This window comes from Pseudomonas peli (genome assembly GCF_050563605.1).
Classification (GTDB): domain Bacteria; phylum Pseudomonadota; class Gammaproteobacteria; order Pseudomonadales; family Pseudomonadaceae; genus Aquipseudomonas; species Aquipseudomonas peli_A.
This window is the reverse complement of the sequence record NZ_JBNXUH010000009.1, coordinates 63,974-80,490: the sequence shown is the minus strand read 5'-3', so window position 1 is coordinate 80,490 and position 16,517 is coordinate 63,974. Positions and strand designations below refer to the sequence as shown.

The 16,517-nt window shown below is 61.5% G+C and carries 14 protein-coding genes; 9 read left to right on the top strand and 5 right to left on the bottom strand.

Translation table 11 applies throughout. The annotated features are described in order from the left end of the window. Window positions 1-6: 6 nt before the first annotated feature. Window positions 7-666 carry an alpha/beta hydrolase gene (locus ACQ4LH_RS12795; protein WP_430697505.1) on the bottom strand — a complete coding sequence of 220 codons (660 nt, stop codon included), beginning with the start codon at window positions 664-666 and terminating at the stop codon, window positions 7-9. A gap of 478 nt (window positions 667-1,144) precedes the next feature. Here ACQ4LH_RS12795 and ACQ4LH_RS12790 point away from each other — a divergent pair, with 478 nt between their 5' ends. The 4 genes from ACQ4LH_RS12790 to ACQ4LH_RS12775 all read left to right on the top strand — a co-directional run bounded on the left by ACQ4LH_RS12790 (window position 1,145) and on the right by ACQ4LH_RS12775 (window position 5,341). Continuing rightward, on the top strand, window positions 1,145-2,173 hold the full coding sequence (locus ACQ4LH_RS12790) for an amino acid ABC transporter substrate-binding protein (protein WP_430697503.1): 1,029 nt from the start codon (window positions 1,145-1,147) through the stop codon (window positions 2,171-2,173). A gap of 101 nt (window positions 2,174-2,274) precedes the next feature. Then, a complete protein-coding gene (locus tag ACQ4LH_RS12785) occupies window positions 2,275-3,459 on the top strand; it encodes an amino acid ABC transporter permease (RefSeq protein WP_275963474.1) in 1,185 nt (394 codons plus the stop codon). Window positions 3,460-3,468: 9 nt separating this feature from the next. Then, window positions 3,469-4,566 carry an amino acid ABC transporter permease gene (locus tag ACQ4LH_RS12780; protein WP_430697502.1) on the top strand — a complete coding sequence of 366 codons (1,098 nt, stop codon included), beginning with the start codon at window positions 3,469-3,471 and terminating at the stop codon, window positions 4,564-4,566. A 10-nt stretch (window positions 4,567-4,576) separates the two neighbouring features. Then, entirely contained in the window at window positions 4,577-5,341 is a 765-nt protein-coding gene (locus ACQ4LH_RS12775; protein ID WP_430697501.1) for an amino acid ABC transporter ATP-binding protein, read from the top strand. A gap of 174 nt (window positions 5,342-5,515) precedes the next feature. On the opposite strand, the gene ACQ4LH_RS12770 is transcribed toward ACQ4LH_RS12775, so the two are convergent. The 4 genes from ACQ4LH_RS12770 to ACQ4LH_RS12755 are packed head-to-tail and all read right to left on the bottom strand — an operon-like array spanning window position 5,516 to window position 10,165. After that, entirely contained in the window at window positions 5,516-5,920 is a 405-nt protein-coding gene (locus ACQ4LH_RS12770) for an META domain-containing protein (protein WP_310286261.1), read from the bottom strand. Next, entirely contained in the window at window positions 5,917-6,357 is a 441-nt protein-coding gene (locus tag ACQ4LH_RS12765) for a hypothetical protein (RefSeq protein ID WP_160087615.1), read from the bottom strand. Before ACQ4LH_RS12765 ends, ACQ4LH_RS12770 begins: the two co-directional genes overlap by 4 nt. Window positions 6,358-6,384: 27 nt before the next feature. Next, window positions 6,385-7,377: a 2-hydroxyacid dehydrogenase gene (locus ACQ4LH_RS12760; protein ID WP_430697500.1), complete on the bottom strand. Its 993-nt coding sequence runs from the start codon at window positions 7,375-7,377 to the stop codon at window positions 6,385-6,387. A gap of 37 nt (window positions 7,378-7,414) precedes the next feature. After that, on the bottom strand, window positions 7,415-10,165 hold the full coding sequence (locus ACQ4LH_RS12755; protein ID WP_430697499.1) for an ATP-binding protein: 2,751 nt from the start codon (window positions 10,163-10,165) through the stop codon (window positions 7,415-7,417). A gap of 149 nt (window positions 10,166-10,314) precedes the next feature. Here ACQ4LH_RS12755 and cysM point away from each other — a divergent pair, with 149 nt between their 5' ends. From cysM to ACQ4LH_RS12730, 5 genes are all read left to right on the top strand, one after another. Beyond that, the gene (gene cysM / locus ACQ4LH_RS12750; protein WP_397493762.1) at window positions 10,315-11,211 is read left to right on the top strand and encodes a cysteine synthase CysM; all 897 of its coding nucleotides are present in this window, start codon (window positions 10,315-10,317) and stop codon (window positions 11,209-11,211) included. Continuing rightward, a complete protein-coding gene (rlmD, locus tag ACQ4LH_RS12745; protein WP_430697498.1) occupies window positions 11,211-12,563 on the top strand; it encodes a 23S rRNA (uracil(1939)-C(5))-methyltransferase RlmD in 1,353 nt (450 codons plus the stop codon). Before cysM ends, rlmD begins: the two co-directional genes overlap by 1 nt. A gap of 170 nt (window positions 12,564-12,733) precedes the next feature. Continuing rightward, window positions 12,734-14,977 carry a GTP diphosphokinase gene (relA, locus tag ACQ4LH_RS12740; protein WP_160087591.1) on the top strand — a complete coding sequence of 748 codons (2,244 nt, stop codon included), beginning with the start codon at window positions 12,734-12,736 and terminating at the stop codon, window positions 14,975-14,977. A 27-nt stretch (window positions 14,978-15,004) separates the two neighbouring features. Continuing rightward, window positions 15,005-15,835: a nucleoside triphosphate pyrophosphohydrolase gene (gene mazG, locus ACQ4LH_RS12735; RefSeq protein WP_430697497.1), complete on the top strand. Its 831-nt coding sequence runs from the start codon at window positions 15,005-15,007 to the stop codon at window positions 15,833-15,835. A 71-nt stretch (window positions 15,836-15,906) separates the two neighbouring features. Continuing rightward, window positions 15,907-16,446: a DUF2058 domain-containing protein gene (locus tag ACQ4LH_RS12730; protein WP_430697496.1), complete on the top strand. Its 540-nt coding sequence runs from the start codon at window positions 15,907-15,909 to the stop codon at window positions 16,444-16,446. The last annotated feature ends 71 nt before the right edge of the window (window positions 16,447-16,517 follow it).

Below are 16,517 nucleotides of genomic sequence, written 5' to 3'. Positions count from 1 at the left end.
AGACAGTCAACTGGTGAACCGTTGCTCCAGCCAGTCGGCGATGTCGCGGATTTCCTCATTCACCACTTCGTGGCCCATCGGGTAATCACGCCATTGCACGCTGACGCCAGAGGCACTCAGGTAGTCATGGGCTGCGCGGCCCATGGCCGGCAGAACTATGTCGTCGAATGTGCCATGCAAACACAGGACCGGCAGTTGTTTTTTTGTATCCGCCAGCTGGATGTCGTCGCTGAAGGTCGGTGCATAGGTCGACAGGGCCATTACCCCGCCGAGGGCGAACTGCCAGCGCAGGAAAGCGGTGTGCAGCACCACTGCGCCGCCCTGGGAGAAGCCGGCGAGAACGATGCGCGCAGGATCAATGCCGCTGTCACGCTGCGCTTCGATCAGCGCGATTACCTGCTGCGACGAGGCTTCCAGTTGTTCGCGGTTGATCGCGCGGGCCGGGCTCATGGCCAGAATGTCGTACCAGCTGGGCATGGCGTAGCCGCCGTTGATGGTTACCGCCTGGGTCGGCGCTTGGGGCAGAACGAAGCGGGTGTTGTGCAAACGCTTCTGGAGCATCTCCGCAACCGGCATAAAGTCGTAGCGGTCGGCACCCAGGCCGTGCAACCAAATGACGCACGAGTCTGCGGCAAGTGTGGGCTGAAGAATCAAGGGTTCGCTCATCTGAGGCTCCGCTGTGGTGCGCGCGCGCTGATTTAGTGCGCGAGAAATTTTAGGGGGTGGCGATTCTAGAAAGAAGTTGTCGCCAGGGTGCAAGTTTTGCTCTTGACCTGTCCGTATGGTGCTCAAAGCGCGGCGCTGGTACGGGCCTTGCTATACACCCTAGGGACTGATGACGTTGCCTGGTAGTGGTAACACTGCCACCAAACTGGGCACGGAGCAGACTGAAATGCCTTTGCCGGCGTTTCACAGGTTCGCCAGGCGCTGCATGCTGTGCGACAAGTCACTTGCTATCTGTCTCTAGCCCATTCAAATAATGGGCGGGTGAGAGTTTATGGCCGCTGGAGCAATCGGCAACTAAACTCGCGCTAAGGTTTGATCCCCGGTTGAGTGTGTTGCTGCCGACACAGTCAACGAGCCCCATAAGGGTACGGTGGTAGAACCGAGACTCCAAACACAACAAAAGCAACTGGAGGTTTTAATGAAGATGGTGAAATCCACATTGGCAGTACTGACCACCGCCGCTGTTCTCGGTGTCAGCAGTTTTGCTCAAGCAGGCGCTACTCTGGACGCGATCCAGAAGAAAGGTTTCGTACAGTGCGGTATCAGCGATGGTCTGCCTGGCTTCTCCTACGCCGATGAAAAGGGTAACTACCTGGGCCTCGACGTTGACGTGTGCCGCGCAGTTGCTGCTGCAGTATTCGGTGACGCTACCAAGGTCAAGTACAGCCCGCTGACCGCCAAAGAGCGCTTCACTGCGCTGCAGTCCGGCGAAGTCGACATCCTCTCGCGTAACACCACCTGGACCAGCTCGCGCGATGCCGGCCTGGGTCTGAACTTTGCCGGCGTCAACTACTACGACGGTCAAGGCTTCCTGGTTAACAAGAAACTCGGCGTTTCCAGCGCTAAAGAACTCGACGGCGCAACTGTCTGCATCCAGGCAGGTACCACCACCGAGCTGAACCTCTCCGACTACTTCCGCGCCAACAGCCTGAAGTACACCCCGATCACCTACGACACCTCCGACGAGAGCGCCAAATCGGTTGAAGCTGGCCGTTGCGACGTGCTTACCTCCGACCAGTCGCAGCTGTACGCACAGCGCATCAAACTGGCCGATCCGGAATCCTACGTAGTACTGCCGGAAGTGATCTCGAAAGAGCCACTGGGCCCGGTCGTACGCCAGGGTGACGAAGAGTGGTTCGACATCGTGCGCTGGTCGCTCTACGCGATGGTTAACGCTGAAGAGCTGGGTGTGACTTCGGCCAACGTCGAAGAGCAAGCCAAATCCACCAAGAACCCCGACGTAGCTCGTCTGCTCGGCGCTGAAGGTGAATTCGGCAAAGATCTGAAACTGCCGAAAGACTGGGCCGTACAGATCGTCAAGCAAGTGGGTAACTACGGCGAAAGCTTCGAACGCAACGTCGGTACCGGCAGCGAGCTGAAGATCGAACGTGGCCTCAACGCCCTGTGGAACAAGGGTGGTCTGCAGTACGCACCGCCGGTGCGCTGACCGTCCGCTGCCAGCCGCTCGTCCTGAGTGGCTGGCATTGTTCTGATTGATGTGAACCTCATGCCCGCTAATGCGGGCATGAGGGTTCCAAGAGGGCTCCTATGCAAACCACTGCAAATGTCCCGCGCCCCGGTGGATCGGTCTGGACCGACCCCAAGGCGCGTGCCTGGCTATTTCAAATTCTTGCCGTTATCGCCGTTGTGGCGCTCGGCTGGTTTCTGTTTGATAACACCCAGACCAACCTGGAGAAACGTGGGATCACCTCCGGGTTTTCCTTTCTTAATAACAGCGCCGGTTTCGGCATTGCCCAGCACCTGATCGACTACAACGAAAGCAACTCCTATGGGCGTGTTTTCGTGGTGGGCCTGCTCAACACCTTGTTGGTGTCGGTGATTGGTATTGTCCTGGCGACGCTGTTGGGTTTCCTGCTGGGTGTGGCGCGTCTGTCGCCGAATTGGCTGGTCAGCAAGCTGGCCACCGTGTACATCGAGACGTTCCGTAATATCCCGCCGCTGCTGCAAATCTTCTTCTGGTACTTCGCCGTGATGCTCTCCCTGCCAGGACCGCGGCAGAGCATGGGCGTTGGCGAGACGTTCTTCCTCAACAGCCGTGGCCTGTATATGCCGGCTCCTAGCCCGACGGACAGCTTCAGCCTGTTTGCCGGTGCGGTGATCGTGGCGATCATCGGCGTGGTGCTGCTGGCGCGTTGGTCGAAGGCGCGTTTTGAAGCCACCGGTCAGCTGTTCCCGGTGTCTCTGGGGGCTATTCCGCTGCTGATCGGCCTGCCGGGGCTGGCGATTCTGCTGGGCGGTAACCCGTTGCAGTGGAGTGTGCCGGAGCTGACGGGCTTCAACTTCCGTGGCGGCTGGGTGCTGATCCCTGAGCTGATGGCGTTGACCTTGGCGTTGACCATCTACACCGCAGCCTTTATTGCCGAGAACGTACGTTCCGGGATCATGGCGGTCAGCCACGGGCAGACCGAAGCGGCGCGCTCTCTGGGCCTGCCGGCTGGCAAGACCCTGCGTCTGGTGATCATCCCGCAAGCGCTGCGGGTGATCATCCCTCCGCTGACCAGCCAATACCTCAACCTGGCGAAAAACTCCTCGCTGGCCGCTGGTATCGGTTATCCGGACATGGTCTCGCTGTTCGCCGGCACGGTACTCAACCAGACCGGGCAAGCGATCGAGGTGATTGCCATCACCATGAGTGTGTACCTGGCGATCAGTATCAGCATTTCCATGCTGATGAACTGGTACAACAAGCGCATTGCGCTGATCGAGCGGTAAGGAGCAGCCATGCAAACTCATACGTTCAAACCTGATCTACCGCCACCCGCGCTCAGCGTCGGTGTGGTCGGTTGGCTGCGCGCCAACCTGTTTTCCAGCTGGTTCAACACGCTGCTGACGCTGTTCGCGGCGTATCTGGTGTGGCTGATTATGCCGCCGCTGATCCAGTGGGCCTTTATCGATGCGGACTGGACCGGTACCACCCGTGCCGACTGCACCAGTGGTGGGGCGTGCTGGGTGTTTGTGCAGCAGCGTTTCGGCCAGTTTATGTACGGTTTCTACCCGACTGAGCTGCGCTGGCGCGTTGACCTGACCCTGTGGCTGGCGATCATCGGTGCTGCACCGCTGTTCGTGCCGCAGATGCCGCGCAAGGCCATGTATGGCCTGGCTTTCCTGGTGGTTTACCCGCTGTTGGCGTACTGGCTGTTGCACGGTGGCTTCTTCGGTCTGTCGACCGTGTCGACCAGCCAGTGGGGCGGCCTGATGCTGACCCTGGTAATCGCCGCTGTCGGTATTGCCGGCGCCTTGCCGCTGGGCATTCTGCTGGCGCTGGGGCGCCGTTCGGAGATGCCGGCGATCCGCGTGATCTGCGTGACCTTTATCGAGTTCTGGCGCGGGGTGCCGTTGATCACCGTGCTGTTTATGTCCTCGGTGATGCTGCCGCTGTTCCTGCCTGAGGGCCTGTCCTTCGACAAGCTGATGCGTGCACTGATCGGGGTGATCCTGTTCCAGTCGGCCTATATCGCCGAAGTGGTGCGTGGTGGTCTGCAGGCGATTCCCAAAGGTCAGTACGAGGCCGCTGCGGCCATGGGCCTGGGCTACTGGCGGATGATGGGCCTGGTGATTCTGCCGCAAGCCCTGAAGCTGGTTATTCCCGGCATCGTCAACACCTTTATTGCGCTGTTCAAGGACACCAGCCTGGTGATCATCATCGGCCTGTTCGACCTGCTCAACAGCATCAAGCAAGCCACCACCGATCCGGCTTGGCTGGGCATGGCCACTGAAGGCTATGTGTTCGCCGCGCTGATTTTCTGGATTTTCTGTTTTGGTATGTCCCGCTACTCCCAACATCTGGAGCGCAAGCTGGACACCGGCCACAAGCGTTAGGAGCTAACCCATGAGTGAAGCAAACAAACAGCCTGCGCCTGCTGACGGCATGATCCAGATGCAGGGCGTGCACAAATGGTACGGTCAGTTCCATGTGCTTAAAGACATCAACCTGAATGTGCAGGCCGGTGAGCGTATCGTGTTGTGCGGGCCATCCGGCTCGGGCAAATCGACCACCATCCGTTGCCTCAACCGTCTGGAAGAACACCAGCAGGGGCGCATCGTGGTCGATGGCACCGAGCTGACCCACGACCTCAAGCACATCGAAGCAGTGCGCCGCGAAGTCGGCATGGTGTTCCAGCACTTCAACCTGTTCCCGCATCTGACCGTGTTGCAGAACTGCACCCTGGCGCCGATGTGGGTGCGCAAGATGCCCAAGCGTCAGGCGGAAGAAATTGCCATGCACTTTCTCGAGCGCGTGCGCATTCCGGAACAGGCCCACAAGTACCCAGGCCAGCTCTCCGGCGGCCAGCAGCAGCGTGTGGCGATTGCCCGCGCGCTGTGCATGAAGCCGAAGATCATGCTGTTCGACGAGCCGACCTCGGCCCTCGATCCGGAAATGGTCAAGGAAGTGCTGGATACCATGATCGGCCTGGCTGAAGACGGCATGACCATGCTCTGCGTAACCCACGAAATGGGCTTTGCCCGCACCGTGGCGAACCGGGTGATCTTTATGGACAAGGGCGAGATCGTTGAACAGAACGAGCCTAACGCCTTCTTCACCAACCCGCAGAACGAGCGCACCAAGCTGTTCCTCAGCCAGATCATTCACTGAGTTTCAGCCGCAACAAAAAAGGGAGCCTTCGGGCTCCCTTTTTTGTTGCGCATGGTTTGTGCGCTCGGATCTCACGAGCTAGAGCAAAACAAGGCGCTACGTTAGTAACAGCCTGCGGCTGTTACTGCGTTGAAACGCAGTTTGGCCGACGCGCAGTAGATCCGAGACGGGCTCTTATTTGCTCTCAGGCCATAGGCGCAATGGCTTGCCTTCGGCGGGCCACAGCTGCAGTTGCTCGGTGGCGGAGAAGTCCCAGCGCTCTACCTTGCTCAGGCTGTCGAGAAAGCGCGCTTCCTGCTCCATCAGCGCCGGTGCGCACATCTTGCGGGTGCTGCCGGCGGCGCTGAAGCTGAGCTTGTCGCCGTCCAGGGTGTAGCCGGCAAACCAATGGTTGCAGCCGGCGTTGCCATAGGCGCGGCCGTCGTCACCGAGGGTGATGGTCAGGTGACTGCGGTCGATCAGCGGGCGTTCGCCGATCCATTCCACCTGGTAGCTGTGCTCGGTTTCCAGCTGCGGTGCGGATGTGGCGCAGCCCACGAGGCCGGCAGCCAGCAGGCTGATAGTCAGTACGCGTTTCATATAGCCTCCTTGTTGATGCATTTCGGGCACAGGTGTTTGGCGTTTTTCGATTGCCAGCCCAGCTCCTTGATCCGCGCTTCGGCGGCTGGTGCCTGGGCCTTTTTGCCGAGTGCGGCGTCGACGGCGAATTCGAAGTCCAGCTGCGCATTGCAGCTGTCGCAGTTGGCCTGCCAATTGAAAATCGCCAGTTCCTTGAACGCCGGGCCGGTGGCCACGGCGACCCACTGGCCGCGCGGGTTGATCAGGTGACGAACCTTGTCGGCCTGCAGGCGCATGGACAGCTCACGGCTGCCCTTGAGTGTAACCAGCAGGGTATCGCCGCTCTGGATCGAACCGCCATTGCCGGTCACCTGGTAGCGGCCCGGTGCCAGTGCGCGGCATTCGATCAGGGTGTGCTCGGGGTTGAGCAGGTTGTAGCGAAAGTCGTGTTCAGCCATGAATCCTCCAGATAGGCGTAAATGCTATCACGCGGCAGGAAGCAGCTGATTGATCGGCGCATTTCCCAGCCAGGCGGCGATATTGTCGCGGGTGGTGCTGGCAATCGCCGTCAATGCTTCGTGGGTGAGAAAGCCCTGGTGCGCGGTAATCAGCACATTGGGGAAACTCAACAGGCGCGCCAGCACATCATCCTGCAGCGGCTGTTCGGAGCAGTCCTCGAAGAACAGCTCGGCTTCCTCCTCATAAACATCCAGGCCCAGATAGCCCAGTTGCCCGCTTTTCAGCGCGCCGATCAGCGCCGGGGTATCGATCAAGGCGCCGCGCCCGGTATTAATCAACATCACGCCGCGCTGCATCTGCTGCAAACGCGCGGCGTTGATCAGGTGGTGAGTGGCGGCGTTGAGCGGGCAGTGCAGGCTGATGATGTCGCAGCTTGCGAGCAGCTGATCCAGCGTCACCTGTCGCGCGCCGGTAGGTAGCTCGGCGATGGGGGTTGGATCATTGATCAGCAGCTGGCAGCCGAAACCGGCCATGATCCGCGCGAAGGTCAGGCCGATTTGCCCGGCGCCGATAATGCCGACCTGTTTGCCATGCAGGTCAAAGCCGATCAATCCGTGCAGGGAGAAGTCGCCCTCGCGGGTGCGGTTGAAGGCGCGGTGAGTGCGCCGGTTGAGGGTCATGATCAGCGCCAGGGCATGTTCGGCGACGGCATGCGGCGAGTAGGCGGGCACTCGTACCACTGTCAGGCCGAGGGCATGCGCAGCGTGCAGGTCGACATGGTTGTAGCCGGCCGAGCGCAGGGCAATCAGCCGTGTACCGCCGGCGGCCAGTTGCTGCAGTACTTGGGCGCTGAGTTCGTCATTGATAAAGGCGCAAACTACCTCGTAACCGGCGGCCAGGCTGGCGCTGTCTGGGCGTAGATGGGCTTCCTGAAAATTCAGCTGCCAGTCGTCCGGGAAACCAGCAGCGCGAAAGCTCTGCTGGTCGTAAGGCTTGCTGCTGAACAGGATGATGCGCATGGGGCTCCTTGATGTTTGGCTTCTCGCGGCGCCTGAATCAGGCGCTGACCTGGGCGTGCCGCGCCAGTCGATCGATGGCGGCATCCAGCTCATCCAGCGCTTGTTGGGCTGCGGGGTCGTTCTGTTTCAGTAGGGTTTCGCTGCGCTGGCAGGCGGCGCGCAGCTGCGGCACGCCGCAGTAACGGGTGGCGCCGTGCAGGCGGTGTACGCGTTCGATCAGGCTGTTGCGCTCGCCACTGTCCCGCGCCTGGCGAATGGCCTGGCGGTCGCCGGGCAGGCCGGCCAGCAGCATGCTCAGCATATCCGCGGCCAGGTCCGCCTTGCCGGCCGCCAGGCGCAGGCCTTCCTCGGCATCCAGCACGCTGAGGTTGTTATGCGTGGCGCTGATGCCGGTGTGTTCGTCGCTCTGGTTGCGCAGGGCCAGGCCGGTCCACTTGAGTACCACCTGGGCCAGCTGACGCTCGCTGATCGGCTTGGTCAGGTAGTCGTCCAGGCCGCTTTGCAGCAGGGCGCGTTTCTCGTTGGCGAGGGCGTGGGCGGTCAGCGCGACAATCGGCACTGGGCCCTGGTTGCGTTCGTTTTCCAGTTGGCGAATTGCCTCGGTGGCCTGGCGGCCATCCATGCCAGGCATCTGTACGTCCATAAAGATCAGGTCGAATGTCTGCTCGGCGGCTTTCTCCACGGCCTCATAGCCGCTGTTGGCGATGCTCACCTGCGCGCCCATGTCGTCCAGCAGGGTTTGCACCAGCAGCAGGTTGGCTGGGTTGTCGTCGACGCAGAGAATCAGCGGCGGGCGGCTCGGGGCGCTTTGCTTGTTTTCTGCACGGTTCTGCCGTGGGCTAACCAGCTCGGCCAGGCCGCGCTGCAGCTTGCGCGTACAGGCCGGCTTGGCCTGCAGCTGGCTGTAAGCATCCGGTAACAGGCTGTGGTACAGCGACTGTTCGGTGGTGGGGCACAGCAGCAGCGTCTTGCAGGCCAGGCGTTCGAGCTCCCAGATGCGCTGATTGAGGCGCTCCGGTGGCAAGGTCTGGGTGCTGACGCCGAGCACCGCCAGTTCGATTGGCTGGGCGCTATGCCGCGCTTCGGCCACGGCGCTGAGCAGGCTGTCGAGGTTGTCGAAGCCGCTGACCTGCAGGCCGCAGTCTTCCAGTTGATGTTGCAGGGCCTGGCGCGCCAGGTCGTGGTGTTCCAGGGCGGCCGCGCGGCGGCCGAGCAGCGGTGGCCGCGGCAGATCTTCGGCATCGTCACGGGCCTTGGGCAGGCTCAGGGTGATCCAGAATTCCGAGCCTTCCTCGGGGGTGCTGTCGACGCCGATCTCGCCACCCATCTGCTCGATCAGACGCTTGGAAATCACCAGGCCCAGGCCGGTGCCGCCGGCCTGGCGGCTGAGTGAGTTGTCAGCCTGGCTAAAGGCCTGGAACAGTTCGCGCAGGTCTTCATCGGACAGGCCGATGCCGGTGTCCTGCACGCTGATGCGCAGCTGCGCGCGGTCGGCGCTTTCGTCCTCAAGCATGGCGCGGATCACGATGGTGCCAGCGCGGGTGAACTTGATCGCGTTGCTTACTAGGTTGGTCAGCACCTGCTTGAGCCGCAGCGGGTCGCCGATCAGCGACAGCGGCGTGTCGCGGTAGACCAGGCTGAGCAGCTCCAGCTGCTTGGCGTGGGCGGCGGGGGCGAGGATGGTCAGGGTGTCCTGCAGCAGATCGCGCAGGTTGAACGGGATGTTTTCCAGGACCAGCTTGCCGGCTTCGATCTTCGAGAAATCGAGAATCTCGTTGATGATCGCCAGCAGGCTGTCGGCGGATTTTTCGATGGTGCCCAGGTAATCCTGTTGACGCGGGGTTAGTTCGCTTTTCTGCAGCAGGTTGGTGAAACCGAGGATACCGTTGAGCGGGGTGCGGATCTCGTGGCTCATATTGGCGAGAAATTCGGACTTGATCCGGCTGGCCTCCAGGGCTTCTTTACGCGCCAAGTCGAGCTCGATGTTCTGGATTTCGATGGTTTCCAGGTTCTGCCGCACGTCTTCGGTGGCTTGGTCGACGCTGTGTTGCAATTCTTCCTGGGCGTTCTGCAGCGACTCGGCCATGCGATTGATGCCCGAGGCTAGTTCGTCCAGCTCATGGCTGCCGAGTGGCGGCAGGCGGGTTTCCAGGTGGCCGTCCTTGAGCTGGGCGACGCTCTGTTTGATCTGCCGCAGCGGGTCGTTGATCGTGCGGCTCATGCGCACGGCGAGCAGGGCGGTGACCATCAGCCCGGTGGCGATCAGCAGCAGGCTGGCCAGCAGGCTGCGGTAACCGCTGAGCAGGGTGCTGTGGTGCGACAGCTCCAACTCGACCCAGCCCAGCAGCCGGGTGCCAGGCTGATTGTCGGCCTGGCCGGTCAGACTCAGGTGCTGCTGATACACCGGCAACAGAAAACGCGTGGCGTGCTGATTGCTGTTCTGCGCCGGCTGCGGCTCGCTGGCCGACGGTGCCGGGTTGAGCATGCTCGGCCCGGCGTGGGCCAGGGTGTCGCGCTCGGCGGCGAGGAAGCTTACTGCGCGTACATCCGGCTGATCGAGTGCCTGGCTGGCAATGCGCTGTAGCACCTCGCTGTCGCCGGCATGCAGCGCCGGCGCGGCCAGCGGTGCGAGCTGCTCGATGATCATCTGGCCGCGCTGCAGCAGCTGCCCCTGCAGGCCGGACAACTGCACCCAGGTGAAATAACCGCCCAACACCAGCGCCAATAGGCTGGTGGGTAGCAGGGTGAGCATGAGCACACGGCCTTTGATGCCTAAATCCTTTAACACGCGCTGCCTCCTGTATTGACCTGTGCAGTTTAGCGGCTGCGCCTGTTCTTATGGCAAATGCTGTTGCCCACATTGGCTCTGTTATATGGCCGGGCGAGGTTTGCCGTTATCATGACGACCTTCTTTGCTTCTGGATCATCTCGTTCGCCATGAGCCCGCATTACCCAACCATCGCCGATTGCATCGGCAACACCCCGCTGGTGCGTTTGCAGCGCCTGCCGGGTAACACCAGCAACACCTTGCTGTTGAAGCTGGAAGGCAACAACCCGGCCGGTTCGGTGAAGGACCGCCCGGCGTTGTCGATGATCACTCGCGCCGAGCAGCGCGGCGACATCCAGCCCGGTGATGTGTTGATCGAGGCCACCAGCGGCAACACCGGCATTGCCCTGGCCATGGCAGCGGCGATCAAGGGTTACCGGATGATCCTGATCATGCCGGACAACTCCACCGCCGAACGCAAGGCGGCAATGACCGCCTACGGTGCGCAGCTGATTCTGGTTGGCGGCATGGAAGAGGCCCGCGACCTGGCTCTGCAGATGCAGGCCGACGGCAAGGGCAAGGTGCTCGATCAGTTCGCCAACGGCGACAACCCGATTGCCCACTACACCAGCACCGGCCCGGAAATCTGGCAGCAGACGGGCGGGCAGATCACTCATTTCATCAGCTCGATGGGCACTACCGGCACCATCATGGGCGTCTCGCGCTTCCTGAAAGAGCAGAAGCCGGACGTGCAGATCGTCGGTCTGCAGCCGATGGAAGGCGCGGCGATCCCCGGCATTCGTCGTTGGCCGCAGGAGTACCTGCCGAAGATCTATCAGGCCGAACGGGTAGACCGCATCATCGACATGGGCCAGCAGGAAGCCGAAGACGTGATGCGTCGTCTGGCGCGTGAAGAAGGCATCTTCTGCGGCGTGTCCTCCGGCGGTTCGGTGGCGGCGATGCTGCGCCTGTCCCAAGAAGTCGAGAACGCGGTGATGGTGGCGATCATCTGCGACCGTGGCGACCGTTACCTGTCCAGCGGCGTTTACGACGCTCCGAGCAACTGATGGCCAAGAAAGACGGCGGTCTGCGCTTTCAACCCAGCGGTGGTTCCCGTGCAACCCAGGTGCCGGTGGGCAAGAAGCAGAAGCTCACCATCGAGCGTTTGGCCAACGATGGCCGAGGCATCGCGTTCAGCGAAGGGCGTACTTGGTTTGTCAGCGGTGCGCTGGCCGGTGAGCAGATCGAAGCGCGGGTGTTGGGTGCCCATGGCAAGGTGGTCGAGGCACGGGTCGAGCGCATTCTCACTGCTAGTGCCGAGCGCCGTAGCGAGGCCTGCGTGCATGCCAAGGTCTGTGGCGGCTGCAGCCTGCAACATATGCCCCATGCCGATCAGCTTGCCCTGAAACAGCGCATGCTTGCCGAGCAGCTCAGCCGCCTGGCTAACCTTGAGCCGCAGGAGTGGGCCGCACCACTGGTCGGCCCGGAGCTGGGCTATCGTCGCCGCGCGCGTATCGCCGTGCGCTGGGACAACAAGGCCAAGCGCCTGGACGTCGGTTTTCGCGCGGCGGCGAGCCAGGACATCATCGCCATCGGCGATTGCCCGGTGCTGGTACAACCCTTGCAGCCGATCCTGCGCGCGTTACCCCAGGTTCTACGCGAGTTGGATAAACCCCAGGCCATTGGTCATGTCGAGTTGTTCAGCGGCAGCTCCAGTGCTGTGCTGATAAGGCATACCGCTGCATTGAGCGAGGCTGATCTGGCCCGTTTGCAGGCATTCTGCACGACGCAGAATGCGCAGCTCTGGTTGCACGGCACTGCCGAGCCGCAGCCATTGGAGCCGGCGAAGCAGCTGAGTTATCGCCTGGATACTTTTGATCTCGACCTGGCTTACCGGCCTGGCGATTTTGTTCAGGTCAACCAGCCGGTGAATGACGCCATGGTCGCGCAGGCGCTGGACTGGCTGGCGCCGCAGGCCGATGAGCGGGTGCTGGATCTGTTCTGCGGTCTGGGTAATTTCGCTTTGCCGCTGGCCCAGCGGGTGCGGGAACTGGTGGCGGTGGAGGGCGTGCAGGCCATGGTTGAGCGCGCCGCTGAGAATGCCGTGAGCAATGGTCTGGGCAATGCGCACTTTTTCCAGGCCGACCTGTCCAACCCGCTGGTCGATGCGAGCTGGGCCCAGGGCGGTTTTGCCGCGGTGCTGCTGGACCCGCCGCGGGATGGCGCGTTGCAGGCGGTCAAGCAAATGACAGCGTTGGGCGTCAAACGGGTGCTGTATGTGTCGTGCAACCCGACGACCCTGGCCCGCGATAGCGTCGAGTTACAGGCGCAAGGCTATCGGCTGGAACGTGCCGGTATCCTCGATATGTTTCCGCAAACCGCGCACGTCGAAGCGATGGCGCTGTTTGTCAGGCAGTAGATAGAAGCGCCGGGATACGGCGGCAGATGCTTGGTTTTATCCGGCGTCGCCCTTATCTCGGTGCTGCAGGGGCGCACAGGGATCGCGCCTTAAGTGGTTAAACCGACCGCCTCAGAGAAGGCGGCGACTGTTCGGTGTGCATGCCGCGCACCGTAGGGAAGGTAAGCAAGATGGTTCAGGTCAGAGCGCATCAGCCGATCAACGATGACGGCAGCATCAACCTTGAAGCCTGGCTCGGGCATGTGCTGAGTGTCGATCCGGCACTGGATCGCGAAGCCCTGCGCGAGGCCTGCGAGTTCGCCCGCGAGGCCGAGCAGCAGGCCAATGCTGCGAAGAATCTGTGGACCGAGGGCGCGTCGAGTTTTCGCTCTGGTCTGGAAATCGCCGAAATTCTCGCCGACCTCAAGCTTGATCAGGATTCCCTGGTCGCAGCCGTGATCTATCGCTGCGTGCGCGAGGGCAAGGTGCCGTTGGCGCTGGTCCATCAGCGCTTTGGCCCGGTGGTGGCCAAGCTGGTGGAAGGCGTGCTGCGCATGGCGGCGATCAGCGCTTCCTTGAATCCGCGTGATTCCCTGGTGCTCGGCTCCCAGGCGCAGGTGGAAAACCTGCGCAAGATGCTTGTGGCCATGGTCGATGACGTGCGCGTGGCGCTGATCAAACTGGCCGAGCGCACCTGCGCGATCCGTGCAGTAAAAGAGGCCGATGACGAGAAACGTCAGCGTGTGGCCCGTGAAGTGTTCGATATCTACGCACCACTGGCCCACCGCCTGGGCATCGGCCATATCAAGTGGGAACTGGAAGACCTGTCCTTCCGCTACCTGGAACCTGAGCAGTACAAGCAGATCGCCAAGCTATTGCACGAGCGGCGGCTGGACCGCGAGCACTACATCAATGAAGTGATGGGCCAGTTGCGCGTGGAGCTGGAGGCCACTGGGGTCAAGGCCGACATCAGCGGACGGGCCAAACATATCTATTCGATCTGGCGCAAAATGCAGCGCAAGGGCCTGCAGTTCAGTCAGATCTACGACGTGCGCGCGGTGCGCGTGCTGGTGCCGGAAGTGCGTGATTGCTACACCGCCCTCGGTATCGTGCACACCCTGTGGCGGCATATTCCCAAGGAGTTCGACGACTACATCGCCAACCCCAAGGAAAACGGCTACCGCTCGCTGCACACCGCCGTGCTCGGCCCGGAAGGCAAGGTGCTGGAAGTGCAGATTCGCACCCAGGCCATGCATGAGGAAGCCGAGCTGGGCGTATGCGCGCACTGGCGCTACAAAGGCACCGACGTCAAAGCCAGCTCCAACCATTACGAAGAGAAGATCTCCTGGCTGCGTCAGGTGCTCGAATGGCACGAAGAGCTGGGCGATATCGGCGGTCTGGCCGAACAGCTGCGCGTGGATATCGAGCCGGATCGGGTTTATGTGTTCACCCCCGACGGTCACGCCATCGACCTGCCCAAGGGCGCCACTCCGCTGGATTTTGCCTACCGCGTGCACACCGAGATCGGCCACAACTGCCGTGGCGCGAAGATCAACGGCCGGATCGTGCCGCTCAACTACAGCCTGCAGACCGGCGAGCAGGTGGAGATCATCACCAGCAAGCACGGCACGCCTAGCCGCGACTGGCTGAACTCCAACCTCGGTTATGTCACCACCTCGCGGGCGCGGGCGAAGATCGTCCACTGGTTCAAGCTGCAGGACCGCGATCAGAACGTCGCGGCCGGTAAGGTTCAGTTGGAGCGCGAGCTGCAGCGCCTTGCACTGCCGCATGTGGACTTCGAAAAACTGGCCGAGAAGGCCAATATGAAGACCAGTGAGGACCTGTTCGCCTCCCTCGGCGCGGGCGACCTGCGCCTGGCGCAACTGGTCAACCTGGCGCAGCAACTGGTCGAGCCGGATCGGGTCAACGAGCAGCTCGAATTGATCCCGCGCAAGGCGCTGGGCTTCAAGCCGGGCAAACGCGGCGATATCCAGATTCAGGGCGTCGGCAACCTGCTGACGCAGATGGCTGGTTGCTGCCAGCCGCTGCCGGGCGATCCGATTGTCGGCTATATCACCCAGGGTCGTGGCGTGAGCATTCACCGCCAGGACTGCGCCTCGGTGCTGCAACTGGCTGGGCGCGAGCCGGAGCGGATTATCCAGGTCAACTGGGGCCCGGTGCCGGTGCAGACCTATCCGGTGGAAATCATTATCAAGGCCTACGACCGTTCCGGCCTGCTGCGTGACGTGACCCAGGTGCTGCTCAACGAGAAGCTCAATGTGCTTGCGGTGAACACTCGTTCGAACAAGGACGACAACACCGCGTCCATGTCTATCACCGTGGAGATTCCGGGGCTGGATGCGCTTGGGCGCTTGTTGGGGCGTATTTCGCAGCTGCCAAATATCATCGAAGCGCGTCGCCATCGGGTTTCCTGAGGCGATTACAACTTAACTGGATTTGTCATGTACCAACTCGACGATCTGCTGCACCTGATGGCCCGGTTGCGCGACCCGCAGCACGGCTGCCCCTGGGACCTCAAGCAGAGTTACGCGACGATTGTGCCGCACACCATTGAAGAAGCGTATGAGGTGGCTGATGCCATCGAACGCGGCGATTTCGATCAACTGCCGGGTGAGCTGGGCGATCTGCTGTTTCAGGTGGTGTATTACAGCCAGCTGGCCCGCGAAGAAGGGCGCTTCGAGTTTGCCCAGGTGGTCAATGGCATCACCACCAAGTTGATTCGCCGGCATCCCCATGTGTTCCCCGATGGCGATCTGTATGGCGCAGTGGATGTGGCCAAGCTGGAAGAGGCCGCGGTCAAACAGCGCTGGGAAGAGATCAAGGCTGAGGAGCGTGCCGAAAAGGCCGCAGTACCGGAGCAACTTTCATTGCTCGACGATGTGCCCACGGCGCTGCCGTCACTAAGCCGGGCGATCAAACTGCAGAAACGCGCCGCCCAGGTTGGTTTCGACTGGCCCGAGGCCTTGCCGGTGGTCGACAAGGTGCGCGAAGAGCTGGATGAAGTGCTCGAGGCCATGAGTGAAAACGACCCCGAGGCGATCGGCGAAGAAATCGGAGATCTGCTGTTTGTGGTCAGCAACCTGGCGAGGCATCTGAAGGTTGATCCGGAAACTGCCCTACGTGCGGCTAACGCCAAGTTCGAACGGCGCTTTCGTTTTATCGAGCAGGCATTGCGCGAGGCGGGGCGCAACATGGAAGATTGCACCCTGGATGAGTTGGACGCGCTCTGGGGCGAAGCCAAGAAGCTGGAAAAGCAGACCCCGAGTTGTTGAGTTGTGCGGGTGCGGTCTACCCGCTGATGGTGGGCACGCCCGCTTTAAATTGATGGTTGGAAAGGTAGGTTATGGCTCTCTCACTACGCGATCAGTTGCTCAAAGCCGGGCTGGTCAACGAAAAGCAGGCCAAGCAGGCCGGCAAACAGCAGCAGAAACAGCAGCGACTGGTGCACAAAGGCCAGGTCGAGAAGGACGAATCGCAAAAGCTCGCCGCTCAGCAGGCCATGGCCGAGAAGGCCGCGCGCGATCAGGAACTGAACCGTCAGCAGCAGGAAAAGATCGAGCAAAAGGCCCGTGCCGCGCAGATCAAGCAGCTGATCGAGATATCGCGCCTGCCCAAGCTGACCACCGAGGATTACTACAACTTCGTCGATGACAAGAAGGTCAAGCGCCTGTCGGTGAACACCCTGGTACGCAACAAGCTTAGCAGCGGCTCGCTGGCCATCGTGCGCCACGGTGGCGGCTACGAAGTAATCCCGCGCGAAGCCGCGCTGAAGATTCAGGAGCGCGACGCCCAGCGCGTGGTGCTGCTCAACACCCCGACCGAAGCGCCGGATGCTGATGATCCGTACGCGGCCTATCAGGTGCCGGATGATTTGATGTGGTGATTGCCTGGGTTGAGCACCGCTCGGCCCAGCCTTGCTGAAATCAACACAATAAAAAGCCGAGCACTTAGCTC

Bases quoted from the DNA above. Each gene is read 5' to 3' on its own strand.
- ACQ4LH_RS12780 (WP_430697502.1), top strand. From the start codon at position 3,469: ATGCAAACTCATACGTTCAAACCTGATCTACCGCCACCCGCGCTCAGC.
- relA (WP_160087591.1), top strand. From the start codon at position 12,734: ATGGTTCAGGTCAGAGCGCATCAGCCGATCAACGATGACGGCAGCATC.
- cysM (WP_397493762.1), top strand. From the start codon at position 10,315: ATGAGCCCGCATTACCCAACCATCGCCGATTGCATCGGCAACACCCCG.
- ACQ4LH_RS12770 (WP_310286261.1), bottom strand. From the start codon at position 5,920: ATGAAACGCGTACTGACTATCAGCCTGCTGGCTGCCGGCCTCGTGGGC.
- ACQ4LH_RS12765 (WP_160087615.1), bottom strand. From the start codon at position 6,357: ATGGCTGAACACGACTTTCGCTACAACCTGCTCAACCCCGAGCACACC.
- ACQ4LH_RS12775 (WP_430697501.1), top strand. From the start codon at position 4,577: ATGAGTGAAGCAAACAAACAGCCTGCGCCTGCTGACGGCATGATCCAG.
- mazG (WP_430697497.1), top strand. From the start codon at position 15,005: ATGTACCAACTCGACGATCTGCTGCACCTGATGGCCCGGTTGCGCGAC.
- ACQ4LH_RS12760 (WP_430697500.1), bottom strand. From the start codon at position 7,377: ATGCGCATCATCCTGTTCAGCAGCAAGCCTTACGACCAGCAGAGCTTT.
- ACQ4LH_RS12785 (WP_275963474.1), top strand. From the start codon at position 2,275: ATGCAAACCACTGCAAATGTCCCGCGCCCCGGTGGATCGGTCTGGACC.
- ACQ4LH_RS12790 (WP_430697503.1), top strand. From the start codon at position 1,145: ATGAAGATGGTGAAATCCACATTGGCAGTACTGACCACCGCCGCTGTT.
- ACQ4LH_RS12730 (WP_430697496.1), top strand. From the start codon at position 15,907: ATGGCTCTCTCACTACGCGATCAGTTGCTCAAAGCCGGGCTGGTCAAC.
- ACQ4LH_RS12795 (WP_430697505.1), bottom strand. From the start codon at position 666: ATGAGCGAACCCTTGATTCTTCAGCCCACACTTGCCGCAGACTCGTGC.
- rlmD (WP_430697498.1), top strand. From the start codon at position 11,211: ATGGCCAAGAAAGACGGCGGTCTGCGCTTTCAACCCAGCGGTGGTTCC.